The organism is Flavobacterium sp. CFS9 (assembly GCF_041154745.1).
GTDB lineage: Bacteria > Bacteroidota > Bacteroidia > Flavobacteriales > Flavobacteriaceae > Flavobacterium.
Map to the genome: position 1 here is coordinate 5,150,578 of NZ_AP031573.1, position 24,613 is coordinate 5,175,190.

The window sequence follows — 24,613 nt, forward strand, 5'->3', positions numbered from 1 at the left end:
TGTTTTACCAGTAAAAGATTTTTTTACCATTAAGATATTAAGAAAATTAAGCCTGATGCTTTTATTTGCCGCAGCTTATCTGATTAAAAAGATACTTAAACTCTTTCCTCTATATTCTTTGCTCTATATTCTCTCTTCTTACTTAAAATTTAAAATACTCTTTTGCATTATGATAGGAAATATCCGAAACCAGTTTCCCTATCCACTCCATATCATTTGGAAGCTCTCCGCGTTTGATTTCATCGCCTAAAAGATTACATAAAATACGTCTGAAATACTCATGCCTTGGGAAAGACAAAAAGCTTCTCGAATCGGTCAGCATTCCCACAAAACAACTGATTAATCCCATGTTTGAAAGAGCATTTAATTGTTTTGTCATTCCGTCTTTCTGATCTAAAAACCACCAGCCTGATCCAAACTGCACTTTCCCTCTGACACTTCCGTCATTAAAATTTCCAATCATGGTTGCCATCACTTCGTTATCGGCCGGATTCAGATTATAAATAATCGTTTTAGTCAATTTATCTTTGCTGTCCAGGGCATTTAGAAAACCGGATAGTTTTTGTGCCTGCGGATAATCTCCAATAGAATCCCAACCTGTATCCGGTCCTAAAATTCGGTGCATGCGGGCATTGTTATTTCGTAAAGCTCCTAAGTGAAATTGCTGTACCCACCCAAACTCATGATAAGTCTCAGACAAGAATAACAATACGGCACTTTGAAATTTCAAAACCTCTTCGGGAGTTAAAATTCTGTTTTCTCTTTTCTTTTTGAAGATGGTATTAATTTCATTCTCTGTAAAATCTTCGAAATAAATTTGGTCTAAACCATGATCACTAAGCTTACAGCCATTTTGATGAAAGAACTCAATTCGGCTTCGCAATACGCTGCACAAATCGGCATACGTATGAATCATAACTCCGGACACCTCCCCTAATTTATCCAGATAAGCATTATAGCCATCATTGGAAATTAAGATCGCTTTATCGGGTCTGAAAGCAGTACTCATTTTAGTTCCAATTGGATTCTTTGCCAATTTCTGATGAAACTCAAGGCTGTCAATCGGATCTTCGGTTGTACAAACCAATTCAGCGTTTACTTTTTTAAGCAAATTTTGCGTGCTGTAGGCTGGAGAGTTAATTTTCTCGGTGGTTTCGAGGTATATTTTCTCTGCCGATTTTTCGTTCAGCAAATCATAAATATCAAAATAGCGCGCCAGTTCTAAATGCGTCCAGTGGTACAAAGGATTACGCATAGTATACGGAACCGTTCTGGCCCAGTTTAAGAACTTGTCTTTATCGGAAGCATTTCCCGTCACAAACTGCTCGTTGATTCCCAAGGTACGCATCGCACGCCATTTGTAGTGATCTCCGTTGATCCACACCTGTGTACTATTTTCAAAAATTTTATCTTCAGCAATAAACTGAGGATTCAAATGATTGTGATAATCGATGATGGGCTGATTTTTGGAATAATTATGATACAGCTCTTCTGCAAATTTATTTTCAAGTAAAAAATTATCGTTTATGAAGGTATTTGAACTCATGTTTTTTTTTGATGTAATTGAAATAATTATTCGTTTGATGGTTTACCGATTGTTGCTAAGATTCCACCATCGACATACAAAATATGACCGTTCACAAAATCGCTGGCCTTTGAAGACAAAAATATCGCTGCCCCTGCCAGATCACTTGCGTCTCCCCATTTTGCAGCAGGTGTTCTGCTGATAATAAAATCATTAAAAGGATGACCGTCCACTCTAATAGGTTTGGTCTGTTCGGTAGCAAAATACCCCGGGCCGATTCCGTTGATCTGAACATTGTGTTTTGCCCATTCGGTAGCCATATTTTTGGTCAGCATTTTCAAACCGCCTTTTGCAGCAGCATAAGCTCCTACTGTACTGCGGCCCAACTCGCTCATCATCGAACAAATGTTAATTATTTTTCCCTGTCTTCTTTCAATCATCCCTCTCACCACATGCTTCGACACAATAAACGGACTCACCAAATCAATATCAATAACCTCTTTAAAATCGGATACTTCCATTTCAATCAGCGGAATCCTTTTGATGATTCCTGCATTGTTAATCAGGATATCGATTGGGCCCACTTCATTTTCAATTTTTCGAACTGCAGCAATGACTTCCATCTCCTCGGTTACATTAAACTTATAACCCACTGCATGAATTCCATCTTTTTGAAGTTCTGCTACCGCATCATCAATTTTCTGCTGAGAAGAGTTTCCGTTTATTACAATTGTTGCACCTGCCTCTCCTAATCCTTTTGCCATTGCCATTCCCAGTCCGTGTGTACTTCCTGTAATCAGAGCAACTTTTCCGTTTATATCAAATAATGAGTTTGCCATATTTTTTTATCTTAAGTCAGTGATTTTACACACATCCATATCTCCGTAATCCAAATTCTCACCCGCCATTCCCCAGATAAAAGTATAGTTACTGGTTCCGGATCCTGAGTGAATCGACCACGGTGGTGAAATAACCGCCTGATGATTGTTCATCCAAATGTGTCTGGTTTCCTGAGGCTGTCCCATAAAATGACAAACGGCCTGATTTTCTGGAATATCCAAATAGAAATAGACTTCCATCCTGCGATCGTGTACGTGTGCCGGCATCGTATTCCAGACACTTCCGGGTCTTAATTCCGTCATTCCCATCTGTAATTGACAAGTGGTTACAACGTTCCCAATTATCATTTGATTTACGGTGCGGTGATTAGCCGTTTCCATAGTTCCCAATTCCAGCTTGTTTGCTTCTGCCAGACTCACCTTTACGGTTGGATATGTTTGGTGTGCCGGAGCAGAATTGATATAATATTTGGCTGGATTCTCAGGATCATCACTTTTAAAGATCACTTCTTTGTTACCGCTTCCGATGTACAAAGCATCCTTAAACGCCAATTCGAAAGAAACTCCTTCAACTAGTACAGTCCCTTTGCCACCTACGTTGATAATTCCCATTTCTCTTCTTTCCAAAAAGTAACCTGCTTTCAACGGGTCAATACTTTCCAAAGTCAGATCCTTCAACGGAACTGCCGATCCTGCGATATATCTGTCATAATGAGAATAGGTTAACACAATCTCATCTTCCTGCATTAAATCGTCAATTAAGAATTCGTTTCTCAATTCCTGAGTATCATACTTTTTTACTGCTTCGGGGCTTGACGCGTATCTTGAACTATATTTTGTCATAATTTTAAATTAATGTAATCGATTGCATTAAACTAGATTTTTATCCCTAAAAACCATATATTAAACGTAAATTTTATTCTTTTTTTATAATTGTTTTCTTGAACTGTAATCTTAAAGATTGGTAATCGGACTGTATTTAGGTACTAACGTTTTCATTACAGACCAGCCTGTCAGATAACAAACGGCACAAATAGAGAAAATGATAAAGTAGCCGGCTTCAATTCCCTGAAAACCCATAAACGACATATTGTTTTCTTTGGCATAATCAAACAGCATTCCCGAGCCTTTATTGATAAATGTAGAGCCAATCCCTCCGGCTAAACCTCCAATACCAGTGATAGTTGCAATGGCTTTTTTAGGAAACATATCTCCTACAGTCGTAAAAATATTAGCCGACCATGATTGATGAGCTGCACCTGCGATACCAATAATAATAACAGGAATCCAATAACTGATGTATCCTAAAGGCTGTGCAATCAAGGCTAATAATGGAAAGAATGCAAAAATCAGCATCGCTCTCATTCTGCCTTCATATGGGTTCATTCCTTTTTTCTCTACAAAATAAGTGGGCAGCCAGCCACCGATAATTGACAGCAGGGTTATCATATACAAAACGAATAAAGGAAGAGCCGCCTCAGTAGAGTCCATGTTGTATACCGAACTTAAGTAGGCCGGGGTCCAGAATAAGAAAAACCACCACACCCCATCGGTCATAAATTTACCAAAAGCAAATGCCCAGGTTTGTTTGTATTTAAAGCAGTCGACAAAAGAGACTTTATCTTTGGTTTCCGGTACATACCCATTTAGTTTGCTGTCTGTGACATCATCTTGTTGTATGTATTCTAATTCTGCAGCACTCACTTTTGGGTGTTTTTCGGGTTTATCATACATAAAAATCCAAAATCCCATCCAGACAAATCCTAGCGCACCAATAATGATAAAAGCCATTTCCCATCCGAAAGATTCTGCGATAAACGGAATAGATATAGGAGCTGCCAAAGCACCAACAGTGGCACCGGCATTGAAAATACTGGTAGAAAATGCTCTGTCTTTTTTAGGAAAATATTCGGCGGTTGTTTTAATCGCGGCCGGAAAATTCCCTGCTTCACCCACTGCCAAAACAAAACGGGCAAAGATGAACAAGGTAACACTTACATTAATTACCAATCCGGTATCTTTTACAAGGTGAATCGCCTGCTTGGCCCCTTCGAAACCTACAAACCAGTCCCCTGAAATGATTCCGGCTGTAGCAATACCACAAAAAGCGTGAAGACAAGCTCCAAAAGACCAGATACCAATGGCCCACAAAAATCCTCTTTTAGTATCCATCCAATCCACAAATCTACCCGCAAAAAATAATGAAACGGCGTAAAAAATAGAAAACAAGGCAGTGATATTTCCGTAGTCATTATTAGTCCAATGAAACTCAGGCGCAATAAAATCGCTCCACGTTAAAGAAAGTACCTGTCTGTCTAAATAGTTGATAGTTGTTGCAAAAAAAAGCAACGCACATATACTCCAGCGATAACTTCCTGTAGATTTTTTGGTCTGGGTCATAATAACTGCATTTGTTTGGTTCATGGTAATGGTTGATTATAAAAGTTGATAGTTTTCCGGCCAATCTAATCTGCTGATCAAACACGATATAAAAATTACAATACCTATGATTTTAATGCAACAAAATTAAATAAATGTAATCGATTGCACAAATATAGTTTTAAATCTTTATATTCCAAATAAATTATATAAAAATTTAATTTGGACACATAATTAAACACATCACTCAAAAAAAATTAATTTAAATTACATTTTAAGTAATATATTTGTTAAAAGCTGTTTTCACAAACTTAACCGTTTTATCTATCAAAATTGTCCAAAAAACTTTCACTTTTGACCAATTCACCGTAATCTTCACTTCTGCGAAGCAAAAGTCATTTGTTACATTTTTACAAAAGCCTAAAACTTACCCAAAAAACATTCTTTTGAAACTCATTCCCTACTCATTTAAAAACTACTATAATTCATGAAAAATGTAAAAGAATTACTTCTAACCTTATTTTTATTCACCTTTATGTACACTACTTTACATGCTCAAAATGAAATTATACCACTCTGGAATACAATACCAGACGAAATAAAAGCTCCAGATTACAAGGAAAATGAATCTTTAATAGACGGGAAAGTACAGAGCACAAGTTTAGTTACCGTTCCAACATTGAGTATTTTTTTACCTAAAGAAAGTAAACCCAATCAAACTGCTGTTCTAATTTTTCCCGGAGGAGGATACCAGCATCTAGCCATTGATAAAGAAGGGACTAAAGTCGCCAACTGGCTCAATAGTCTCGGAATTGCGGCTTTTGTTGTCAAATACAGATTACCGAGTGATCAAATCATGAAAAACAAAAATACCGGACCGTTGCAGGACGCACAGGAAGCCATCCGCCACATAAGGCAAAATGCTGCAAAATACAACATAGACACTAACAAAATAGGGATTATGGGCTTCTCGGCCGGAGGACATTTAGCGGCTACCCTGGCAACACATTACGATGAAGTCACTTACGACTCAAAATCTAAAACAAATGCACGTCCGGACTTTTCACTTTTAATCTATCCGGTAATCTCCATGCAAAATGAAATTACGCATAAAGGCTCACAAAGCAGTCTACTGGGAAATAATCCCTCACAAGAATTACGGGATTTTTACTCTAACGAAAAGAAAGTTACTTCAAAAACTCCTCCCGCTTTTCTGATTCATGCCACAGACGACAAAGTGGTTTTACCGGAGAATAGTATCAATTACTATCTGGCACTTAAACGAAACGGAGTTTCAGCTGAATTACATCTATATGAAAAAGGAGGACACGGTTTTGGCTTGGGCGTAAATAGTACCAGTAAATTCTGGACCAGAGATTGTGAAGAATGGCTTAAAATTAACGGCTACCTATAATATTACAAGAAGAAAAAAAGGGTCTTTAGATTCGGATAACCCAATAACCAAATCTAAAAACCCTATAAAAATCAGACTCTTTTGTAATCCTGCAAATTCATACAAAGCTTATACCCACGATCAAATGAATAAGTCCAATTTTCATTGTAATTAAAAAAATTGTTTCTCCAAAAACAGTTAATTATAACAACCTATATATGTTGTTTAAAAAGGTAAAAAACAGCATAATCACCCGTTATTATGGCGCAAAAGTACAAGCAACTTTAGAGAAAACATTACGGCTTTCCGCATTACCAAAATCTTTTTCTTCCTAAAAACGCTAAGTCACTGACTATCTGAAACACTACAGCTGAAAAATCTTTTGCTTTTTTTTTTAAAGAGACTAAGGTACTACGAAACTAAGGCGCTAAGGTTTTAAAAATTTTCGAAGTTTTCTTATCCTAGATTAAGTTATAACAAGCTCTTTACTAGTACATTTGCAAAATACAGACTTTTTTCTAAGTTACTAAACTTATGAAATCTTAGAACCTTAGTATCTCAGCAACTTAGCAACTTAGAAAGAATTCTAAAAACTACTATCTATGAAAACATACGAATTTTTACTGCTGGGAAAAAACCAAGCCATTCTGGAAATTTTACTCCGATTGGTAAATGCTTATGAGAACTGGAATGCAATTGGTTTTAATGACGAAAAACTGGCTCAGGATTATTTTTTGAATCACAAAATTGATATTGTTCTTTTGAGTTCAGGGATCGAAGACCGTATCGAAAAAGAGTTTACTTCTTTTTGCTTAAAACAGCAGCCTGATGTTGAAGTAATTGAACATTTTGGAGGCGGAAGCGGTTTGCTAAAATCAGAAATTGAATATCGATTGCATCTGAAAGGAAAGATTTAGATGCAAACAAATTCTTTAAATTTGCCAAAAACCGAACGCTAAAATGGAAAAGAAATATTCAGTTGTCATTCACCCTTCACCAGAAATAATTGAGGCCATCAAAGCCATGAAAGAGCAGCTGGCAAGTGAAATTGGCTGGTTCAACAGTAAAAATTCGGTGGCTCATATCACGATTTGTGAGTTTACAACTGACGATTCTCAACTGGATAAATTCAAGCAAAAGCTTTTTAATGTTTGTGATACCTTTACTCCGTTTCAGGTACATTTGGATGATTTTGGTGCGTACGAAAGCGGTGCTTTTTTCATTGCACCAAGTGAAGAATCAAAAAAGAGTTTACAACCAATCATGAAAAAGACACAGAAATCGTTACTTCTTTCCAACCTTAAAAAAAGCACTGATCCGCATATTTCTATTGGAAGAAAACTGACTCCCGAAAATCTTCAAATCGCATCACAGCTTTTTACCACAATTGCAATGGATTTTTTCTGTGAAGAAATTATTCTCCGTGAATTAGATCCTGTAAAAAGACAGTTTTTTGTCATTAACAAGTTTCCTTTTGGCAGTAATCCACAGCCGGAACTTATACAGGGTACTTTGTTTTAGGCGTGAAATATTTGTTGTGAGATGTGAGATGTAAGATGTGAAATGTGAAATATGGAATGTGGAAAACCTCAAACTTGAAACTTGAAACCTGAAACTCGAAACCAGAAACTTCGAACTTCATTTTTTCGTATATTTGAATTTTACAAATCGTCGTCATGAAATCACTGGATTCTTTTTACAAAGATATTACTGAAGGTTCCTCCGTTGAACCGGGTTCCCTATTGCCCAATGACATCAAAAAAGAAATTGGTCATTTTAATGTATTTGGCATCAAAGAGCTTTTAGATCGTCTTCAGGGTAAAGCCATCATGCCTTATGATCGTCGTGCTTACTACAAAATCAGTTTGATAAAAGGTAAAAACAGAGCCGAATATGCTAACAAGATCATTGAAATTGAAAAGCAGGGACTTTTATTTGCCACCCCAAAGATTCCGTACAATTATTTACCGCAGGATACCAATCAATCGGGACAATTTTGCGTGTTTACTGGTGAATTTTTATCGAAAAGCAAAAGTGGAATTGATCTGGACGAACTTCCTATTTTTGCTTCTGATGGCTATCCTATTTTTCAATTAACCGATGAAGAAGTGACAGAAGTAGAATTGATTTTCAATAAAATACAAAAAGAAATCAACTCCGATTACATTTACAAATACGATTTAATTCGGAATTACGTCGCCGAACTCATTCACTTCGGACAAAAACTACAGCCTATAACAGCTTTATATTCGAAACATAATTCGGCTGCAAGAGTTTCTTCTTTATTTGCTGAATTGCTGGAAAGACAATTCCCCATAGAATCTCCAAATCAGCGCTTACAACTTAGAACTGCTAAAGATTTTGCTGAAAGATTATCCGTTCATGTCAATCATCTCAATAAAGTTTTAAAGGAAAATACCGGAAAAACTACCACCGAATTAATCAGCAGCCGTTTGACCAGTGAAGCCAAAATCCTTTTAAAACAAACGGACTGGAATATCTCTGAAATTGCCTTCTCCTTAGGATTTGAAGAATTGGCACATTTCTCTAACTTCTTTAAAAAACAAACTTCGTTTACTCCTTTAGCCTTTCGTAGTTAATTGTTTATTGTGAGATGTGAAATGTAAAACATTGTTTGTTGTTGATTTTAAACTCCTGATACTTAACTTTTAACTGTTGACTCTAACCTTAACATTGTAGCTTCTTTTTAATTAAAAAAATGGCTGTCTTCCTGAGCAGAGTCGAAGAAACCCTCCTGAACAAAGTCAAAACAGTCTTCCTGAGCGGAGTCGAAGGATCTCCCTCGTTCTTTAAATGGCACTTCAAATCTAACCTGATTTGAATTTTGCAAACATCGATTTGATATTTACAACTTCTCACTCCTGCTTCACTCCTACCTTTGTCTTATTAATTTAAAATACAAAATAAAATGGCAGCACATACAAAAATTGCTCTCGTAACAGGTGGTAGCAGGGGTTTAGGAAAAAATATGGCAATCGCAATTGCTAAAAAAGGAATTGATGTAATTATTACTTACAACAGCAAAAAAGAAGAGGCTGATTCAGTGGTAAAAGAAATTGAAAGCTTAGGTCAAAAAGCAGCTGCCCTTCAATTAAATGTTGCCGATTCCGGTACTTTTGATCCCTTTTTCAGCTCTGTTGCGGAAACTCTAAAAAATACCTTTAAAACGGATAAATTTGATTTTTTAGTCAACAATGCCGGAACCGGGCTCCATAATTTATTTACAGAAACAACGGAAGCCGAATTTGATCAATTGACCAATATACATTTTAAAGGTCCTTTTTTCTTAACTCAAAAAGCATTAAAACTTATGAATGATGGCGGCGGAATTGTAAATATCTCAACCGGTTTGGCGAGATTTTCTTTTCCTGGTGCTTCAGCCTATGCTTCTATGAAAGGTGCAATTGAAATCTTAACTAAATATCAGGCAAAAGAACTGGGTGAACGAAAAATAAGAGCCAATGTAGTTGCACCGGGTGCGATCGAAACTGATTTTAACGGTGGTACGGTGCGTGATAATGAACAATTGAACAAAAATATAGCCGCACTTACCGCTTTAGGAAGAGTAGGATTGCCGGACGATATTGGCGGTGTGGTTGCCTTTTTATGTACCGAAGAGGCGCGCTGGGTAAATGCACAACGCATTGAGGTTTCAGGCGGAATGAATTTGTAATTTTATCTCGCGAATCTATAATTTAAACCCGACAAGTTTTTAAAACCAGTCGGGTTTGTCATTCTGAGTATATTGAATTAGTAAGAATTCTTTTTTAATCCTTCTCGACGATTACATCAAAACCTCCGTTTTTATCAAAAACAACATCATAGAATTTGGCGTTTTTTTGTATTCCGACTTCGTAAGTGGTTTTGTTTTTATCGTCTACCACTACTGCCGATTCTTTAATGGCACTGGCAGGATAATTTTTCTTCAGATAGGTTTGTGCTTTTTGTGGCAGCTGATTGAATGGAATTTGCAACTCAAAAGCTTTCAGAGTTCCCAAATTATCATAAACCGCCAATGCGTTAGTGTTTTTATCTTTTTTGAACTTGGCCTCGTATCGAATTTCATCGTCGTCATCTCCAACATATTTTAATGTCCAGACCGGAACTTTACCGGGATATTCTTTCTGAAAAGTAAACAGTACTTTCTCAGGTGGAGTGACAACTTTATCGGGAGAAATTCCATTCTGTCCTATTAAAAAGCTGCTGTACAAAAAGGTAATCATCAGAAATAGTTTTTTCATGTGGCCTAATTTTAAATTAACATTTCTTAAAACTAACGTATTAAAATTACTACTTTATTCTGAAGAAAAAATAATATTATAAAAAAATGTTAAAATATTCGGTAACAATATACTAAACAGGACGTCTTACGAAAAACCAAAACCACAAAAATGAAATCTAACCTGAAAAATTTTGAAGCTTCACCGCAGCTTTATGCCCGCATAGCCGGGATATTGTATTTGGTCATTATCGTCATGGGATTCTTCGCAGAAACCTTTGTCAGAAACAAATTGTTTGTACCCGGAGATGCCACTGCAACTGCCTACAATATTACACATTCGCAATTTCTGTGGAAAATAGGCATTACAGCGGATCTTATTATGCAAATTTGCGATCTGCCAGTCATGATTATCCTTTATTATCTTTTAAAACCGGTAAACCGAAAGCTTGCTCTTTTAAATTTATCGTTCAATTTAATCCAGACTGCCGTTTTAGTGGCCAATAAACTGAATCTTTTGGCTGCATTGTTTTTTCTGAGTGGTGCCGACTATTTAAAATCTTTCAGTCCCGATCAGTTACACACCTTATCTTATCTTTCGATTAAGTTACACGATTATGGTTTCGGAATCGGATTGATCTTTTTTGGATTTGTATGCCTACTGGAAGGTTATCTGATCTTTAAATCAGGTTATTTACCAAAGGTCATCGGAGTTTTAATGAGCCTGGCCGGAATTTGTTACCTAACCAATAGTTTCTTCTTAATTCTGATCCCGAAACTTTCAAGCATCGTTTTATTAATGCCTTGTTTGATTGCCGAATTGTCTCTTAGTTTATGGCTTGTTTTTAAAGGCGTAAAACTGCCCGTCTGGAAAGAAATAGTATGGTCCTAAAATTATTTCTACATCTACAAAATATCAAAAAAACCTGCCGGAAATTACTCTTTGGCAGGCTTTTTCTTTGAAATAATTGAATTAGTAAGCTCCCTTCATTTCTGTTTTTATGTCAATTTTACTTCTGTTTCAGTCTAATATTACATCCGTATTATTTCTTTAATCGATCTGATAATTCTCTTTTATAGGTAATCCCAATTGGTAATTTTTCGTTTTTAATGACCACAAAATCTTTGTCGGTGGCTTCAATTTTATCAAGAGCCACGATATAGGATTTGTGAATGCGCATGAAATTCTTTTCGGGCAGGCATTTCTCCAATTCACTGGTGGTGATAGAAGCCAGATAGGTTCTTTTTAGAGTATGCAGTTTCACATAATTACCAAAACTCTGTGCAAACAAAAGCTGATCCAATTCGATCTCAATAAAATAACCGTCAACCTTCACCGTAACAGAATTAATTACGGCTTCTTCGGTTTTGACTTTACCATTTTCCGTTGCAAAAAAACGATCGATGGCTTTGAGGAATCTTGGAAAATAAATCGGTTTGAGAAGATAATCTATAACACCGTAATCATAACTTTCAAGAGCATATTCAGAATAAGCAGTCGTTAAAATTGTACTGGGATGTGTTGGAATAATCTTCAGCAATTCCATCCCTGAAATCTCCGGCATATTGATGTCCAAAAACATCAGATCAACAGGATGTTCTCTTAAATAATCCATTGCCTCAATACCGTTAAAGCCCTGAAAAACCAATTCTAATTGCGGATTTTGCTTGATGTAATTCGCCAGCACATAATGCGCTGCCGGTTCATCATCGACAATTATACATTTTTTAGGTTCTCTCATTCGACAAACTTTTTCAATTGCACTTTCAAATCTACGATATAGGTATTTTTATCGTCCTGGATGTCTAATTTATAGGCTTTCCCATAAATTAAATTCAATCGCTCTATAGTATTTTTTAAACCAATTTTAGTCGAAACTACATCTGTTTTTTTCTTTGGAATGGAGTTTACCACATGCAAATGAAGCAAGCCATTTTCGACCGTAATGATGATCCTCACAAAACATTTTTCTATCGCACAGGTTCCGTGTTTGAACGCATTTTCGATAAATGCAATCAACAGCATCGGCGATACTTTATAAGCATTTTCGTTGTCGATCTTGCAATCGTACGTAATCTCACAGCGATACGCTACCCTTTCTTTTTCAAGCTGAACATAACTGTTTATAAACTCGAGTTCGTCTTCCAGAGACACGCATTGTTTGTTATTGCTTTCAAGCTGATAACGCATCAGCTGCGATACTTTCATGATTAAATCTGAGGTACGATCCGGAAACTCAAGACTAATTCCGTAAAGCGTATTAAAGGTATTAAATAAAAAGTGCGGATTCAATTGTCCTTTCAACGAATTCAATTGCATTTGATTGAATAACAAAGTTTCATCCGTCTGTCTTTTGTGGATTCTGTAAAACTTAAAAACAATTATCGGACTCAATATACAAACCAAAGTCCCTAAAACACTGGCCAGCTGATACACATAACTGCGCTGATGAGAGTTTTGATACAAACGGCAGTTACTAAACATTTCCAGACTGGTAACCTCATATAAAACAACCGAAAAGAGCAATACTCCCGCCAGTGTCAGAAAAATATAAGTTACAGGGCGTTGTTTTTTAAAAAGTATGGGAAGTAAAAAGAAACGGTTGAATTGGGCGTGCAAGTATAAAATTAAATAGAAAAAAATGCCCATCAATATGGATGCAAAAGAGCTGAACAACATCCAATCGTTTTTTAAGGTATAAATAGTAAATGAAAAGGCAACAACGGCAATTTCCTGCCACCATTTGTGATCCAATATGTTTTCCAGTTCTTTATTCATTCTTAAAACTTAAATAGTTTACAAATTAACCACATTTTTTTAGTTTTTATTTCCAATAAATGACCAATTGAATTGGTCATTTATAATCGCATTACATCATTTAAGAAAGCTTTTATCCGGCCAAGTGAAATAATTTTGAGAGATCAAATTCACACCACTACTTTATATGTACTTCAAAAAAATTACTTTATTAGTTTTCTTGATTTTTGCCTGTGGTAGTTATGCTCAAACCCTGTCTTTAAAAGAAGCCATAAAAACAGGTTTGGAAAACTACGGTTCCATCAAGGCAAAAAACAATTACACCAACGCATCACGCGAAAGTCTTAAGCAGTCTAAACGTGATTACCTGCCCAACCTAAACTTATCGGCGCAACAGGATTACGGAACTGTAAACGGTCAGAATGGGCCTCTTTATGGCTTTGGGGGTCTTGGAGTAGCTTCGTCCGGGCTTCCTTTACCGGAACAAAACTGGAATTCGGCATTTGGCGCACTTTATCTGGTCAACATGAACTGGGATTTTTTCACTTTCGGAAAAACACAGGAAAAAATCAATTTATCTAAAATTGATGTTCAGGCTAAAGAAAAGGATCTGAAACAGGAAAAATTCCAACAGGAAATCAAAATTTCTGCCGCTTATCTGAATCTACTGGCCAGTCAGAGATTGTTGATTTCACAGCAAAAAAATCTGGATCGCGCTCAGGTTTTCAAAAAAACTGCCGTAGCAAGAGTGAAGAACGGATTACTAGCCGGAGTTGATTCTACTTTAGCCACTGCCGAAGTATCAAAAGCTAAAATTGCACTGAATCTGGCCAAAAACTTTGTCAAAGAACAAAACAACAAACTGGTCGATCTCATGGGCGTTGCTCCTCAGGATTTTGTAGCCGATTCCCTTTTTGTCACTCAGATTCCAAAAGAACTCATTAAAGAAAATACTGCCACAGACAGCCTTCATCCTTTATTGCAGTTGTATAAAACAAAAATCGATTACAGCAATCAGCAGGTCAAATTGTACAAAAGATTCTATTATCCAACCATGACGGCTTTTGGTGTTTTGCAAACCAGAGCGTCGGGATTTGATTCGTCTTATGCCACCAATCAGCATGCCTTTACCCGAAATTACTGGGACGGTGTCAATCCGGATCGTACCAATTATTTAGTTGGAATTGGAATTACGTGGAATTTAACGACTCCTTTCCGCTCCAACAAGCAAGTCACTGCTCAGAAATTTATTTCGCAGGGACTACAGGAAGAATACAACCAAGCCGATCGTGACCTGAAATCACAGTTGAATTTTGCTGAAGATAAAATCAAAATCACTTTAGAAAATTATGCCGAAGCACCGATTCAGGTGGAAGCTGCCAAAAGAGCCTATCTTCAAAAATCGACTTTATACAAAAACGGTTTAACCGATCTGACTGATTTAACGCAGACGATGTACGTTTTAAATCGTGCCGAAATCGATCGTGATATTGTCAATAATAATGTGTGGCAGTCGTACTTACTGAAAGTCGCTGCAACAGGAAATTTTGACCTATTTATAAATGAATTTTAATTATAAAGCCCAATGAATTTAATACGTTTTGCACTCCGCAAGCCCATCTCCATTCTCGTATTGGTTGCGGGTCTCTTTTTCTTCGGAATTGGTGCCATCAGAGACATTAAGGTCGATATTTTACCGAAAATGAATTTGCCGGTTATCTATATTGCGCATCCGTTTGGAGGTTATACGCCTGACCAGATGGAAGCTTATTTTGCCAAAAATTACGTCAACGTTTTACCTTTTTCGAATGGTATCAAATCGGTAGAAACCAAAAATATTCAAGGGTTAATGATTATGAAATTAACCTATTATGAAGGAACCAATATGGCGCAGGCCGCTGCCGAATTGAGCGCACTGTCCAACAGAATCCAGGCGGTTTTTCCTCCGGGAACACAACCTCCTTTTATCATACGTTTTGATGCTTCATCATTGCCAATCGGGCAATTGGTTTTGAGTTCAAAAATCAGATCGAATAACGAATTACAGGATTTAGCCAACGTGTATGTCCGAGCTTCTTTTACTTCAATTCCCGGTTTATTGTCTCCGGCTCCTTTTGGCGGAAGCCCGAGAACAATCGAAATTAACGTAGATCCGGATCTGTTACGTTCACACAATATGACACCCGATCAAATTGTTGAAGCGATTCGTTTGAACAATCAGACGGCCCCTTCCGGAAACGTGAGAATGGGCGACAAAAATTATATTACCCCTACCAATAATACCATTAAAGAAGTTAAAGATTTTGAGCAGATTCCGTTATTCAAAGGCGGTGTTCAGAACTTAAAATTAGGCGATGTGGCCAACGTAAAAGACGGTGCCGATATCACAGCGGGTTACGCTTTGGTAAACGGAAAACGTTCGGTTTATATCAGTATTGCAAAAGCGGGAGATGCTTCGACCTGGGATGTGGTTCAGAAACTGAAAAAAGAACTTCCTAAAATTCAGAGTACACTTCCCGAAGATGTTAATTTATCGTACGAATTTGACCAGTCGGTTTATGTAATCAACTCCGTTAAAAGTTTGATTACCGAAGGAATTATCGGCGCGGTTTTAACCGGATTGATGGTAATGCTTTTCCTGGGCGACCGTCGTGCTGCTTTAATCGTTATTATGACCATTCCAATTTCGATTATTTCCGGAGTTTTATTCCTGAAATTATTCGGACAAACGATTAACTTAATGTCTTTGAGCGGATTGGCGCTTGCCATTGGAATTTTAGTAGACGAAAGTACCGTGACCATCGAAAACATTCACCAGCATCTCGACATGGGAAAACCCAAGGCACTCGCCATTTGGGATGCCTGTCAGGAAATTGCTTTGCCTAAATTACTGATCTTACTGTGTATACTAGCTGTATTTGCGCCGGCATTTACCATGGTGGGTATTCCCGGAGCCTTGTTTCTTCCTTTGGCTTTAGCGATTGGTTTCTCTATGGTTATTTCGTTTTTATTGTCTCAAACCTTTGTGCCGGTAATGGCGAACTGGATGATGAAAGGACACGAAAAGCATCCACATGGCCCTGAAATTACCGACGACGAAGCCGAATTTAATGACTGCGGTTTAACTCCCGAATCTGAACAAAATCTGATCACTCAGAAAAAGGAAATGGTCGAAAGAGAAGATTTTAACAACGACGGAAAACTGAGCGGTTTCGAAAAATTCAGAAATCGTTTCATGCGAACTTTGGACCGATTGTTTGTCCATAAAAAAGTAACCTCAATTGTTTATTTAGTTGCAGCTACTGTTTTGGCCATTGTTTTAATTGGCTTTATCGGAAAAGATGTTTTTCCAAAAACAAATTCAAGTCAGTTTCAGTTACGAATGCGTGCGGTTGACGGAACACGATTGGAAAGAACCGAAGAACAAGCCCGAATTGTACTAAAAGAATTAGAAAAAATGGTCGGTAAAGAGCATATCGGAATTTCTTCTGTTTATGTGGGGCAGCACCCTTCACTGTTCTCGATCAACCCGATTTATCTTTTTATGGCGGGTTCTCATGAAGCTGTGTTTCAGGTAAGTTTAAAAGAGTATCATGTGGATATGGATGAGTTTAAAGATGAGTTACGAGCAAGACTGAAAAAAGTTTTACCGGACACTAAACTTTCTTTTGAACCTATCGAATTGACCGACAAAGTGTTGAGCCAGGGTTCTCCTACTCCAATTGAAATTCGAATTGCCGGAAAAGACAAAAAACGAAATGAGTTATATGCCACTCAGATTGTTGACAAGTTAAAAGCAATCTCTTATTTCAGAGACGTACAAATTGGTCAGCCGATACATTATCCGGCCATGAACATTAATATCGACAGAACACGTGCAGCCGAATTGGGTGTTGATATGAATGATATTTCGCGTTCACTTATCGCATCGACTTCATCGTCACGTTATACCGAGAAAAACAACTGGGTCGACGAAAAAGCAGGATTATCCTATTCTGTACAAGTTCAGGTTCCGTTGAATAAAATGAAAAGCAAAACCGATATTGGAGAAATTCCGGTATTGAAAAACTCGCTTCGTCCCGTTTTAAGTGACGTTGCCAAAATTACACCCGGCTTTGTAAGTGGTGAAAATGACAATTTAGGGGCCATGCCATACATTACCGTTACGGCCAACATCAACCAGACTGATTTGGGGACGGCCACAAAAGATGTTGCATCGACCATTAGTTCATTAGGCGAATTGCCTCGTGGTTTATTTATTACTCCAATTGGACTAAGTACGGTATTGAGCGAAACATTAAGCAGTTTACAGACCGGTTTATTGGTTGCCGTTTTTGTAATCTTCTTAATGTTGGCCGCTAATTTTCAGTCGTTCAAAGTTTCGCTGGTAATCTTAACCACAGTTCCGGCGGTTGTTTTAGGTGCTTTATTAATGTTGACTCTAACAGGTTCAACGCTTAATTTACAATCCTATATGGGAATCATCATGTCTGTCGGAGTTTCTATAGCCAATGCCGTTTTATTGGTGACCAATGCCGAACAGCTTCGAAAAATAAACGGTAATGCCTTAGAATCTGCGAGAGAAGCCGCTGCATTACGTCTTCGTCCGATTATCATGACTTCTGTTGCAATGATTGCGGGAATGCTCCCAATGGCGATTGGTCACGGCGAAGGAGGCGATCAGGTTTCTCCGTTAGGAAGAGCGGTTATCGGCGGATTATTATTTTCTACTTTTGCCGTATTGTTGATCCTTCCGCAGATATTTGCATGGGCACAGGAAAAAACATCAACACAATCAGTTTCCCTAGATCCTGAAGACGAAGAAAGTATCCATTATATCTCATCCTTAAATAAGTCTAAAGTTAGAAAGTCATAAAGTCATAAAGCCGAAAGTCATAAAGTCGAAAGTTACGATCATCGCGAAAACACTTCGATAAACTTTTATACTTTCTGAATACTTATAAAAACATATATAAAACCAAAAAATGAAAAATAACATTATAAAATCTACAGCGATACTATTTACAGCTTTAGTTGTACTAAGCTGTGAAAAGAAAAAAGAAGAAGCGCCTAAAGCGGAAATCGAACCTAAAGTCGAAACTTTCCTTTTGGCCAAAGAAAAACTGACTACAGAATTGCGTTTACCGGCAGAATTAACCGGTTTTCAACAAGTCGATTTGTATGCCAAAGTAAGCAGTTTTGTAAAGCTGCTGAAAGTAGATATTGGTTCGAAAGTAAAAAAAGGACAATTGTTAATTGTTTTGGAAGCACCGGAGATCAGTTCGCAATTGGCTGCTGCCGAATCGAGATTAAAATCGATGGAAGCCATATACGCTACCAGCAAAAGTACCTACAACCGTTTGTACGAAACGAGCAAGGTTGAAGGAACCATTTCTAAAAATGACTTAGAAATGGCAAGCGGAAAGAAAAATTCCGACTACGCGCAATATCAGGCAGCCATCGCGGCACACAAAGAAATCTCGATCATGAGAGGGTACTTAGAAATCCGCGCACCATTTGACGGAGTGGTAGCCGCCAGAAACGTCAATTTAGGAACCTTTGTAGGTCCCGCAGGAAAAGGTTCAGACTTGCCTTTATTGACCATTCAGCAACAGGACAAATTGCGTTTGGCTGTTTCGGTACCGGAATTGTACACGGGATATTTACACAATGGCGACGAAATGAGTTTTAATGTAAAATCGCTTCCGGACACTTTTACCGCTAAAATTACCAGAATGTCCGGCGCTTTAGATTTAAAACTACGTTCTGAAAGAGTCGAAATGGACGTTCACAACACCCAAACCAATCTATTACCCGGAATGGTAGCCGAGGTTTTGTTACCGCTTAACGCCAAAGACAGCACGTTTGTCATTCCGAAATCGGCATTGGTAAATTCAGCTGAAGGTTTGTTTGTCATCAAAGTCCTGAACCACAAAGCCACCCGCATTGACGTTAAAAAAGGAAGAGAAATCGACGACAAAGTGGAAGTTTTCGGAGATTTAAACCTAAAAGATAAACTAATAAAAATTGCCAGCGAAGAAACTAAAGATGGCGATGTTATAAATGAATAGACTGGGTTTTGTTATCTTTTTAGTAGATTATACAAACAACTGTACGCATTCTTAGGAATGTAAAATTAAAATTTGTTAAAAGGACAGTTCTTCTTTTTGAGGGGCTGTCCTTTTGTTTTTAATAAACAGGTAAAAGTACGTGGTTGTTTGGGTTTGTAAATTGATATTTTTGAATCAATACCCCATTCTCAATCAATTAATCACATTTATCAAAAAACAACCATTAATCATGAATATTCAAGAAATAAATAGATTATTAAAATCTGATGCTTTTTCTGAAATTAAAGATTCAAAATTTACTTTAAGGTTCCCAATTTCAAATTTTGAAAATACATTTAATATCTCTACTTTATACAGATATGTAAGTGATCAAACAAAAAAGTGGGATGAATATGAAGCATTACCACCAGACTTACTAAAAAGTAAAAATTATTTTGCAACAATTCAAGCTAGAATTGAGCAATTAATTGAAAATGTAAAAAATGGTAACCCCTCCCAACCATATATTGGAGAATTACAATCCTCTATTAATTCATATCAGTATGAGAAAATGCTACCTGTAGATTCCTCGGAAGCTTCATTTCTTATTTCATTATTTAAAGAATCTGCACAACTTTTTGATGCAGCATATGCATATTTTACTCAAGCTATAAGTTACTCATCATTATCTAATAAAGAATATTTAAAAGGTACAATAATGTCCGTATTATACGAAATACAAGAAAGCCCATCAACTAGCAGGTCTTCACATGAACGAAGTTCATTTAATTCTTTAAAAAATAAAGTAGAGAAATATGTTTCAGATTCAGACAAGGATTTATCAAATCTATTGAAAGAAGCACAAGATAAGGTAGATAGTTATGTTGAAGAATTAGACAATTTTAAAAAAGACAACCAAGAAAAATTAGACAAATGGTTTTCGGTAAATCAGGCTACTGCGAGAGATCTTAGTAAAGACATAAATGAAGAGAGAAAAAATATAGAGCAGACATACAAAGAGCTTTTACAATTACAAGCTCCTGCACAGCACTGGAAAGAAACTTCTCAAAAATTATTAGATGAAGGACATATGTTTATGAGAGTATTATTTGCATTAATACTAGTAGGTGGTTTTTCGTTATATATGCTTCTATGGAAAACACCAGAGAGCATGTTAGCAAGTTTTTTTAGTGATGATAAAATTGCTGCTATTCGTTGGTCAATTGTTTTTGTAACATTTATTTCCATAATCTTTTTTGGTATCCAATCTTTGCGTAAAGCTATGTTTTCCAGTTTTCATTTAGCAAGAGATGCACAAGAGAGAGAGAAACTTACCATGTACTATCTTTCATTAATTAAAGAAGGTGCAATTATCGATGATGATAAAAAACTGATTCTACAATCTCTTTTTAGTAGAGCAGATTCAGGTTTATTAAAAGAAGATAGCAGTCCAACTATGCCTGGGATAATTGATAAAATAAGAGGTTAAATTAATATTATCGGAGAAAAAACAAATGAGCGATAAACTAAAATATATTAAAGCGGAAAAAATTTCCATTAGGCAACATTTTAATGAGAAATGGTTACAAGATAGAATCGAAGAAGATACAAGTATTTTAGGATTGGGTGAACTTGATGTTATTCATCGGGAAAGAAAACAATCAAGTGGAGGACGTATAGACTTTCTATTTCTAAATAATGATACTGACATAATGTATGAAACCGAAATTATGTTGGGAAAAACAGATGAAAGTCATATTATTAGAGCAATTGAGTATTGGGATATTGAAAGACGACGATTTCCTTCTAAAGATCATCGTGCAGTAATTATTGCTGAAGACATTACAAATCGTTTTTTTAATGTAATAGCGTTGATGAATAGAGCAATACCAATTATTGCAATTCAAGTAAGTGCACTAAAAATTGATAGTCAAATTATCTTAAATTTCACAACTGTTTTGGATATTTACGAAGAACCAGAAGATGAAGAAAAACTAGGGGGTGAAGAAGTAGGAAGACAATATTGGGTCAAAAAATCTCATACCAGATCAATTGCAATGCTTGATGAAATGATAAAATTTGGAGAGATTGCTGATGCAAATTTAAAAGTAACATATAATAAACATCATGTTGCTCTTGGAACAAGTAGACAGAACTCTATTTGGCTTAGACCAAGAAAAACACCAAGTATTTGTCATATGGAAGTCAAGGTAGGAAAAGAAAATATTGAAAATGTAAAAGAAGAATTAGCTGATATAGGCATTTCTTTTAATTTAAGAAAAGATGACATTTTTGCCATTTCAATACGTCAAGAAGAGTTAACTAAACATCAAGAATACATTAAAGGATTAATCGCAAAATCACTTTTGTATTATCAATGATATTTATTTAGCGATAAAAAAACCTCGATCCTAAAATCGAGGTTTTTCACTTTATAAACTCTACTCCTCACACAAATAAGGATTCAAAATCTCCGCCAGTTCATTGAGCCAGTAAAAGCTGTTTTCCAGACTGGCTCTTTCTTTTTGTAGTATTTCATGTTCTCTGATGACTCCTAAAGCCAGTATGTGATTGGCTTGTCTTATGGCTTTTGCTATTTCGGTAGGGTCAATTATGTGATATTACATTTTTGTCATTTCGACTGGAAGGAGAAATCACACTCGTTGATCGACAAAGATTGGCGACATTCTTTGCGGAGTTTCTTATGTGATCTCTCCCTTCGGTCGAAATGACAGATGGAAAAAATACGTATATTCGCACAAAAAAAAAGAAAAATGCTAAATCCACAAATTGGCTTTCATAGCTACTACGTATATATTTTAGCCAATAAGCATCGTACTACTTTTTACATTGGTGTCACGAATAACTTAAAGCAAAGGCTTTCAAAACATAAAGAAAATATAGATCTGAATACTAAAACGTTTGCTTCAAAATATAATATCCAGTTTCTGGTTTACTACGAAAAATTCACCTGGATACAGGAAGCCATTGCAAGAGAAAAACAATTAAAAAAGTGGAGACGTGATAAGAAAATTGAACTTATACGAAGTTTTAATCCGACTTTCGAATTTCTTAATTTTCATTTTGAGTAAAACTTATGTAATGATCTTTTTTGTGACGCCAGTAATTGTCATTTCGACTGGAAGGAGAAATCACAATTGTTAATCGACAAAGATTGGCGACATGCTTTGCGGAGTTTCTTGTGTGATTTGCTTCGCCTATTCGCTATCGCTCGAGTCTCCCTTCGGTCGAAATGACAAATAACAAAAAACCATGTATATTCGTACAAAAAAATAAAAATGCTGAATCCGCAACTTGGCTTTCATAGCTACTACGTATATATTTTAGCCAATAAGCATCGTACTACTTTTTACATTGGTGTCACGAATAACTTAAAACAAAGGCTTTCAAAACATAAAGAAAATATAGATCTGAATACTAAAACGTTTGCTTCAAAATATAATATCCAGTTTCTGGTTTACTACGAAAAATTCACCTGGATACAGGAAGCCATTGCAAGAGAAAAACAATTAAAAAAGTGGAGACGTGATAAGAAAATTGAACTTATACGAAGTTTTAATCCGACTTTCGAATTTCTTAATTTTCATTTTGAGTAAAACTTATGTAATGATCTTTTTTGTGACGCCAGTAATTGTCATTTCGACTGGAAGGAGAAATCGCACTCGTTGATCGACAAAGATTGGCATCATACTTTGCGGAGTTACTTGTGTGATTTGCTTCGCCTATTCGCTATCGCTCGAGTCTCCCTTCGGTCGAAATGACAAATAACAAAATACGTATATTCGTACAAAAACAACAAAATGCTGAATCCGCAAGTTGGCTTTCATAGTTACTACGTTTATATTATCACCAATAAACATCGTACTACTTTTTACATTGGTGTAGCGGATAACTTAAAGCAAAGGCTTTCAAAACATAAAGAAAATATAGATCTGAATACTAAAACGTTTGCTTCAAAATATAATATTGAGTTTCTGGTTTACTACGAAAAATTCACCTGGATACAGGAAGCCATTGCAAGAGAAAAGCAATTAAAAAAGTGGAGACGTGATAAGAAAATTGAACTTATACGAAGTTTTAATCCGACTTTCGAATTCCTTAATTTTCATTTTGAGTAAAACTTATGTAATGATCTTTTTTGTGACGCCAGTAATTGTCATTTCGACTGGAAGGAGAAATCACACTTGTTAATCGACAAAGATTGGCGACATGCTTTACGGAGTTTCTTGTGTGATTTGCTTCGCCTATTCGCTATCGCTCGAGTCTCCCTTCGGTCGAAATGACAAGATTGCAAGAACTTGAAACCTGAACCAAAAACAATAAACAACAAACAACAAATCACCATAAAACTTTGAGCCTTAGCGACTTTTCGAGATTATTTTCTAAAATAACTGCCAAAAAAATTGCGAAACCGAATAGTTGCGCGTATATTTGCAACCAATTGGTTTCTTAATTAAAATCAGAATAGTATGAGACGTGACATTTTCCAAGCCATAGCCGACCCGACTAGAAGGTCAATTCTAACGCTGATCGCTGTACAGGCAATGACACCAAATGCCATCGCCGAGAACTTCAATGCCTCCCGACAATCGGTTTCGAAACACCTTCGCATACTGGTAGAATGCGATTTACTTAAACAGGAACAGCAAGGCCGGGAAATTTACTATTCGCTTGAAATTGAAAAAATGAAAGAAGTTGATCAATGGTTAGCCCAATTCAGAGCCATTTGGGAAACCAAATTCAATCAGCTTGACGAACTATTAGTAACGCTTAAAAAACAGAACAAATGAAAAACGATTTGCAATTTGATTTTACCGTAGACAAAACCACCAAAACGGTAATCATAAACAGAGAATTTAATGCAGAACTTCCGCTGGTTTGGGATGCTTTTACAAAACCGGAACTTCTGGATCAATGGGTCGCTCCAAAACCCTGGTCGTCGAAAACGAAACACATGAACTTTGAGGTCGGCGGACGCAGATTCTACGCCATGGTAAGTCCCGAAGGTCTGGAACGCTGGGCGGTTCAGGAATACACTTCGATTACGCCAAAGACCAATTTTAAGATGTTCAATACTTTTGCAGACCAAAATGAAAACCGCGAACTGCCGGGCTCCAATTGGGATCATAGCTTTAGCGAGCAAAACGGCATTACCAAGGTGAGTATCTCAATTTTCAATGAATCTTTGGAACGTCTGGAAAAAATGATTGAAATGGGCTTCGAACAAGGTTTCAAAATGAGTATTGATAACCTGGATCAATTGCTAAAAACTTTATCGAAATAAAAACCAAAAAGACGCGGATTGCGCGGGTTCGTTTCACGAAGACGCAGATTGACACGGATTTTTTGTTTTATTTAGGTAGAAGTTAATTGATACCTTCAAAATATTTCTATCGTAAAAATCAGCG

At 36.6% G+C, this 24,613-nt stretch carries 23 protein-coding genes; 16 read left to right on the forward strand and 7 right to left on the reverse strand.

The genetic code is table 11. The features are described from left to right. Window positions 1–142 precede the first annotated feature (142 nt). From uxaC to ACAM30_RS21175, 4 genes are all read right to left on the reverse strand, one after another. Entirely contained in the window at window positions 143–1,546 is a 1,404-nt protein-coding gene (uxaC, locus tag ACAM30_RS21160) for a glucuronate isomerase (RefSeq protein ID WP_369616493.1), read from the reverse strand. 26 nt (window positions 1,547–1,572) lie between these two features. After that, entirely contained in the window at window positions 1,573–2,364 is a 792-nt protein-coding gene (locus tag ACAM30_RS21165; RefSeq protein WP_369616494.1) for a gluconate 5-dehydrogenase, read from the reverse strand. 6 nt (window positions 2,365–2,370) lie between these two features. Further along, window positions 2,371–3,207, reverse strand: a complete 837-nt coding sequence (kduI, locus tag ACAM30_RS21170; RefSeq protein ID WP_369616495.1) for a 5-dehydro-4-deoxy-D-glucuronate isomerase — start codon at window positions 3,205–3,207, stop codon at window positions 2,371–2,373. A 111-nt stretch (window positions 3,208–3,318) separates the two neighbouring features. Then, on the reverse strand, window positions 3,319–4,788 hold the full coding sequence (locus ACAM30_RS21175) for an MFS transporter (protein WP_369616496.1): 1,470 nt from the start codon (window positions 4,786–4,788) through the stop codon (window positions 3,319–3,321). 442 nt (window positions 4,789–5,230) lie between these two features. Here ACAM30_RS21175 and ACAM30_RS21180 point away from each other — a divergent pair, with 442 nt between their 5' ends. The 5 genes from ACAM30_RS21180 to ACAM30_RS21200 all read left to right on the forward strand — a co-directional run bounded on the left by ACAM30_RS21180 (window position 5,231) and on the right by ACAM30_RS21200 (window position 9,830). After that, window positions 5,231–6,157, forward strand: coding sequence for an alpha/beta hydrolase (locus tag ACAM30_RS21180; protein WP_369616497.1), 927 nt, complete (start codon window positions 5,231–5,233; stop codon window positions 6,155–6,157). Window positions 6,158–6,738: 581 nt separating this feature from the next. Continuing rightward, window positions 6,739–7,053, forward strand: coding sequence for a hypothetical protein (locus ACAM30_RS21185; protein ID WP_369616498.1), 315 nt, complete (start codon window positions 6,739–6,741; stop codon window positions 7,051–7,053). A 43-nt stretch (window positions 7,054–7,096) separates the two neighbouring features. Beyond that, complete coding sequence (locus ACAM30_RS21190; RefSeq protein WP_369616499.1) at window positions 7,097–7,657, forward strand: 2'-5' RNA ligase family protein; 561 nt, start codon at window positions 7,097–7,099, stop codon at window positions 7,655–7,657. A gap of 155 nt (window positions 7,658–7,812) precedes the next feature. Then, window positions 7,813–8,736 (forward strand): helix-turn-helix domain-containing protein, encoded by a 924-nt coding sequence (locus ACAM30_RS21195; RefSeq protein WP_369616500.1) that lies wholly within the window; start codon window positions 7,813–7,815, stop codon window positions 8,734–8,736. 329 nt (window positions 8,737–9,065) lie between these two features. After that, a complete protein-coding gene (locus ACAM30_RS21200) occupies window positions 9,066–9,830 on the forward strand; it encodes an SDR family NAD(P)-dependent oxidoreductase (RefSeq protein WP_369616501.1) in 765 nt (254 codons plus the stop codon). 94 nt (window positions 9,831–9,924) lie between these two features. On the opposite strand, the gene ACAM30_RS21205 is transcribed toward ACAM30_RS21200, so the two are convergent. Further along, window positions 9,925–10,398 carry a hypothetical protein gene (locus ACAM30_RS21205; protein WP_369616502.1) on the reverse strand — a complete coding sequence of 158 codons (474 nt, stop codon included), beginning with the start codon at window positions 10,396–10,398 and terminating at the stop codon, window positions 9,925–9,927. 150 nt (window positions 10,399–10,548) lie between these two features. Here ACAM30_RS21205 and ACAM30_RS21210 point away from each other — a divergent pair, with 150 nt between their 5' ends. Then, window positions 10,549–11,268 (forward strand): DUF4386 domain-containing protein, encoded by a 720-nt coding sequence (locus ACAM30_RS21210; protein ID WP_369616503.1) that lies wholly within the window; start codon window positions 10,549–10,551, stop codon window positions 11,266–11,268. 151 nt (window positions 11,269–11,419) lie between these two features. On the opposite strand, the gene ACAM30_RS21215 is transcribed toward ACAM30_RS21210, so the two are convergent. Then, on the reverse strand, window positions 11,420–12,118 hold the full coding sequence (locus ACAM30_RS21215) for a LytR/AlgR family response regulator transcription factor (RefSeq protein WP_369616504.1): 699 nt from the start codon (window positions 12,116–12,118) through the stop codon (window positions 11,420–11,422). Further along, complete coding sequence (locus tag ACAM30_RS21220) at window positions 12,115–13,155, reverse strand: sensor histidine kinase (protein WP_369616505.1); 1,041 nt, start codon at window positions 13,153–13,155, stop codon at window positions 12,115–12,117. Before ACAM30_RS21220 ends, ACAM30_RS21215 begins: the two co-directional genes overlap by 4 nt. Window positions 13,156–13,321: 166 nt before the next feature. Here ACAM30_RS21220 and ACAM30_RS21225 point away from each other — a divergent pair, with 166 nt between their 5' ends. From ACAM30_RS21225 to ACAM30_RS21270, 10 genes are all read left to right on the forward strand, one after another. Next, on the forward strand, window positions 13,322–14,707 hold the full coding sequence (locus ACAM30_RS21225) for a TolC family protein (RefSeq protein WP_369616506.1): 1,386 nt from the start codon (window positions 13,322–13,324) through the stop codon (window positions 14,705–14,707). 12 nt (window positions 14,708–14,719) lie between these two features. Beyond that, a complete protein-coding gene (locus ACAM30_RS21230; RefSeq protein ID WP_369616507.1) occupies window positions 14,720–18,010 on the forward strand; it encodes an efflux RND transporter permease subunit in 3,291 nt (1,096 codons plus the stop codon). A gap of 109 nt (window positions 18,011–18,119) precedes the next feature. After that, window positions 18,120–19,205 (forward strand): efflux RND transporter periplasmic adaptor subunit, encoded by a 1,086-nt coding sequence (locus tag ACAM30_RS21235; RefSeq protein WP_369616508.1) that lies wholly within the window; start codon window positions 18,120–18,122, stop codon window positions 19,203–19,205. Between the two features lie 229 nt (window positions 19,206–19,434). Beyond that, window positions 19,435–20,673, forward strand: a complete 1,239-nt coding sequence (locus ACAM30_RS21240; RefSeq protein WP_369616509.1) for a DUF6161 domain-containing protein — start codon at window positions 19,435–19,437, stop codon at window positions 20,671–20,673. Window positions 20,674–20,698: 25 nt separating this feature from the next. Continuing rightward, the gene (locus ACAM30_RS21245) at window positions 20,699–21,565 is read left to right on the forward strand and encodes a hypothetical protein (protein ID WP_369616510.1); all 867 of its coding nucleotides are present in this window, start codon (window positions 20,699–20,701) and stop codon (window positions 21,563–21,565) included. Window positions 21,566–21,958: 393 nt separating this feature from the next. Next, entirely contained in the window at window positions 21,959–22,276 is a 318-nt protein-coding gene (locus tag ACAM30_RS21250) for a GIY-YIG nuclease family protein (RefSeq protein ID WP_369616511.1), read from the forward strand. A 207-nt stretch (window positions 22,277–22,483) separates the two neighbouring features. Further along, entirely contained in the window at window positions 22,484–22,801 is a 318-nt protein-coding gene (locus tag ACAM30_RS21255) for a GIY-YIG nuclease family protein (protein ID WP_369616512.1), read from the forward strand. A 204-nt stretch (window positions 22,802–23,005) separates the two neighbouring features. Continuing rightward, window positions 23,006–23,323 carry a GIY-YIG nuclease family protein gene (locus ACAM30_RS21260; protein WP_369616513.1) on the forward strand — a complete coding sequence of 106 codons (318 nt, stop codon included), beginning with the start codon at window positions 23,006–23,008 and terminating at the stop codon, window positions 23,321–23,323. Window positions 23,324–23,674: 351 nt separating this feature from the next. Next, complete coding sequence (locus ACAM30_RS21265; RefSeq protein ID WP_369616514.1) at window positions 23,675–23,995, forward strand: ArsR/SmtB family transcription factor; 321 nt, start codon at window positions 23,675–23,677, stop codon at window positions 23,993–23,995. After that, on the forward strand, window positions 23,992–24,489 hold the full coding sequence (locus ACAM30_RS21270) for an SRPBCC domain-containing protein (protein ID WP_369616515.1): 498 nt from the start codon (window positions 23,992–23,994) through the stop codon (window positions 24,487–24,489). Before ACAM30_RS21265 ends, ACAM30_RS21270 begins: the two co-directional genes overlap by 4 nt. The last annotated feature ends 124 nt before the right edge of the window (window positions 24,490–24,613 follow it).

Coding starts and splice junctions, on each gene's coding strand:
- uxaC (WP_369616493.1), bottom strand. CDS start 1,546: ATGAGTTCAAATACCTTCATAAACGATAATTTTTTACTTGAAAATAAA.
- ACAM30_RS21165 (WP_369616494.1), bottom strand. CDS start 2,364: ATGGCAAACTCATTATTTGATATAAACGGAAAAGTTGCTCTGATTACA.
- kduI (WP_369616495.1), bottom strand. CDS start 3,207: ATGACAAAATATAGTTCAAGATACGCGTCAAGCCCCGAAGCAGTAAAA.
- ACAM30_RS21175 (WP_369616496.1), bottom strand. CDS start 4,788: ATGAACCAAACAAATGCAGTTATTATGACCCAGACCAAAAAATCTACA.
- ACAM30_RS21180 (WP_369616497.1), top strand. CDS start 5,231: ATGAAAAATGTAAAAGAATTACTTCTAACCTTATTTTTATTCACCTTT.
- ACAM30_RS21185 (WP_369616498.1), top strand. CDS start 6,739: ATGAAAACATACGAATTTTTACTGCTGGGAAAAAACCAAGCCATTCTG.
- ACAM30_RS21190 (WP_369616499.1), top strand. CDS start 7,097: ATGGAAAAGAAATATTCAGTTGTCATTCACCCTTCACCAGAAATAATT.
- ACAM30_RS21195 (WP_369616500.1), top strand. CDS start 7,813: ATGAAATCACTGGATTCTTTTTACAAAGATATTACTGAAGGTTCCTCC.
- ACAM30_RS21200 (WP_369616501.1), top strand. CDS start 9,066: ATGGCAGCACATACAAAAATTGCTCTCGTAACAGGTGGTAGCAGGGGT.
- ACAM30_RS21205 (WP_369616502.1), bottom strand. CDS start 10,398: ATGAAAAAACTATTTCTGATGATTACCTTTTTGTACAGCAGCTTTTTA.
- ACAM30_RS21210 (WP_369616503.1), top strand. CDS start 10,549: ATGAAATCTAACCTGAAAAATTTTGAAGCTTCACCGCAGCTTTATGCC.
- ACAM30_RS21215 (WP_369616504.1), bottom strand. CDS start 12,118: ATGAGAGAACCTAAAAAATGTATAATTGTCGATGATGAACCGGCAGCG.
- ACAM30_RS21220 (WP_369616505.1), bottom strand. CDS start 13,155: ATGAATAAAGAACTGGAAAACATATTGGATCACAAATGGTGGCAGGAA.
- ACAM30_RS21225 (WP_369616506.1), top strand. CDS start 13,322: ATGTACTTCAAAAAAATTACTTTATTAGTTTTCTTGATTTTTGCCTGT.
- ACAM30_RS21230 (WP_369616507.1), top strand. CDS start 14,720: ATGAATTTAATACGTTTTGCACTCCGCAAGCCCATCTCCATTCTCGTA.
- ACAM30_RS21235 (WP_369616508.1), top strand. CDS start 18,120: ATGAAAAATAACATTATAAAATCTACAGCGATACTATTTACAGCTTTA.
- ACAM30_RS21240 (WP_369616509.1), top strand. CDS start 19,435: ATGAATATTCAAGAAATAAATAGATTATTAAAATCTGATGCTTTTTCT.
- ACAM30_RS21245 (WP_369616510.1), top strand. CDS start 20,699: ATGAGCGATAAACTAAAATATATTAAAGCGGAAAAAATTTCCATTAGG.
- ACAM30_RS21250 (WP_369616511.1), top strand. CDS start 21,959: ATGCTAAATCCACAAATTGGCTTTCATAGCTACTACGTATATATTTTA.
- ACAM30_RS21255 (WP_369616512.1), top strand. CDS start 22,484: ATGCTGAATCCGCAACTTGGCTTTCATAGCTACTACGTATATATTTTA.
- ACAM30_RS21260 (WP_369616513.1), top strand. CDS start 23,006: ATGCTGAATCCGCAAGTTGGCTTTCATAGTTACTACGTTTATATTATC.
- ACAM30_RS21265 (WP_369616514.1), top strand. CDS start 23,675: ATGAGACGTGACATTTTCCAAGCCATAGCCGACCCGACTAGAAGGTCA.
- ACAM30_RS21270 (WP_369616515.1), top strand. CDS start 23,992: ATGAAAAACGATTTGCAATTTGATTTTACCGTAGACAAAACCACCAAA.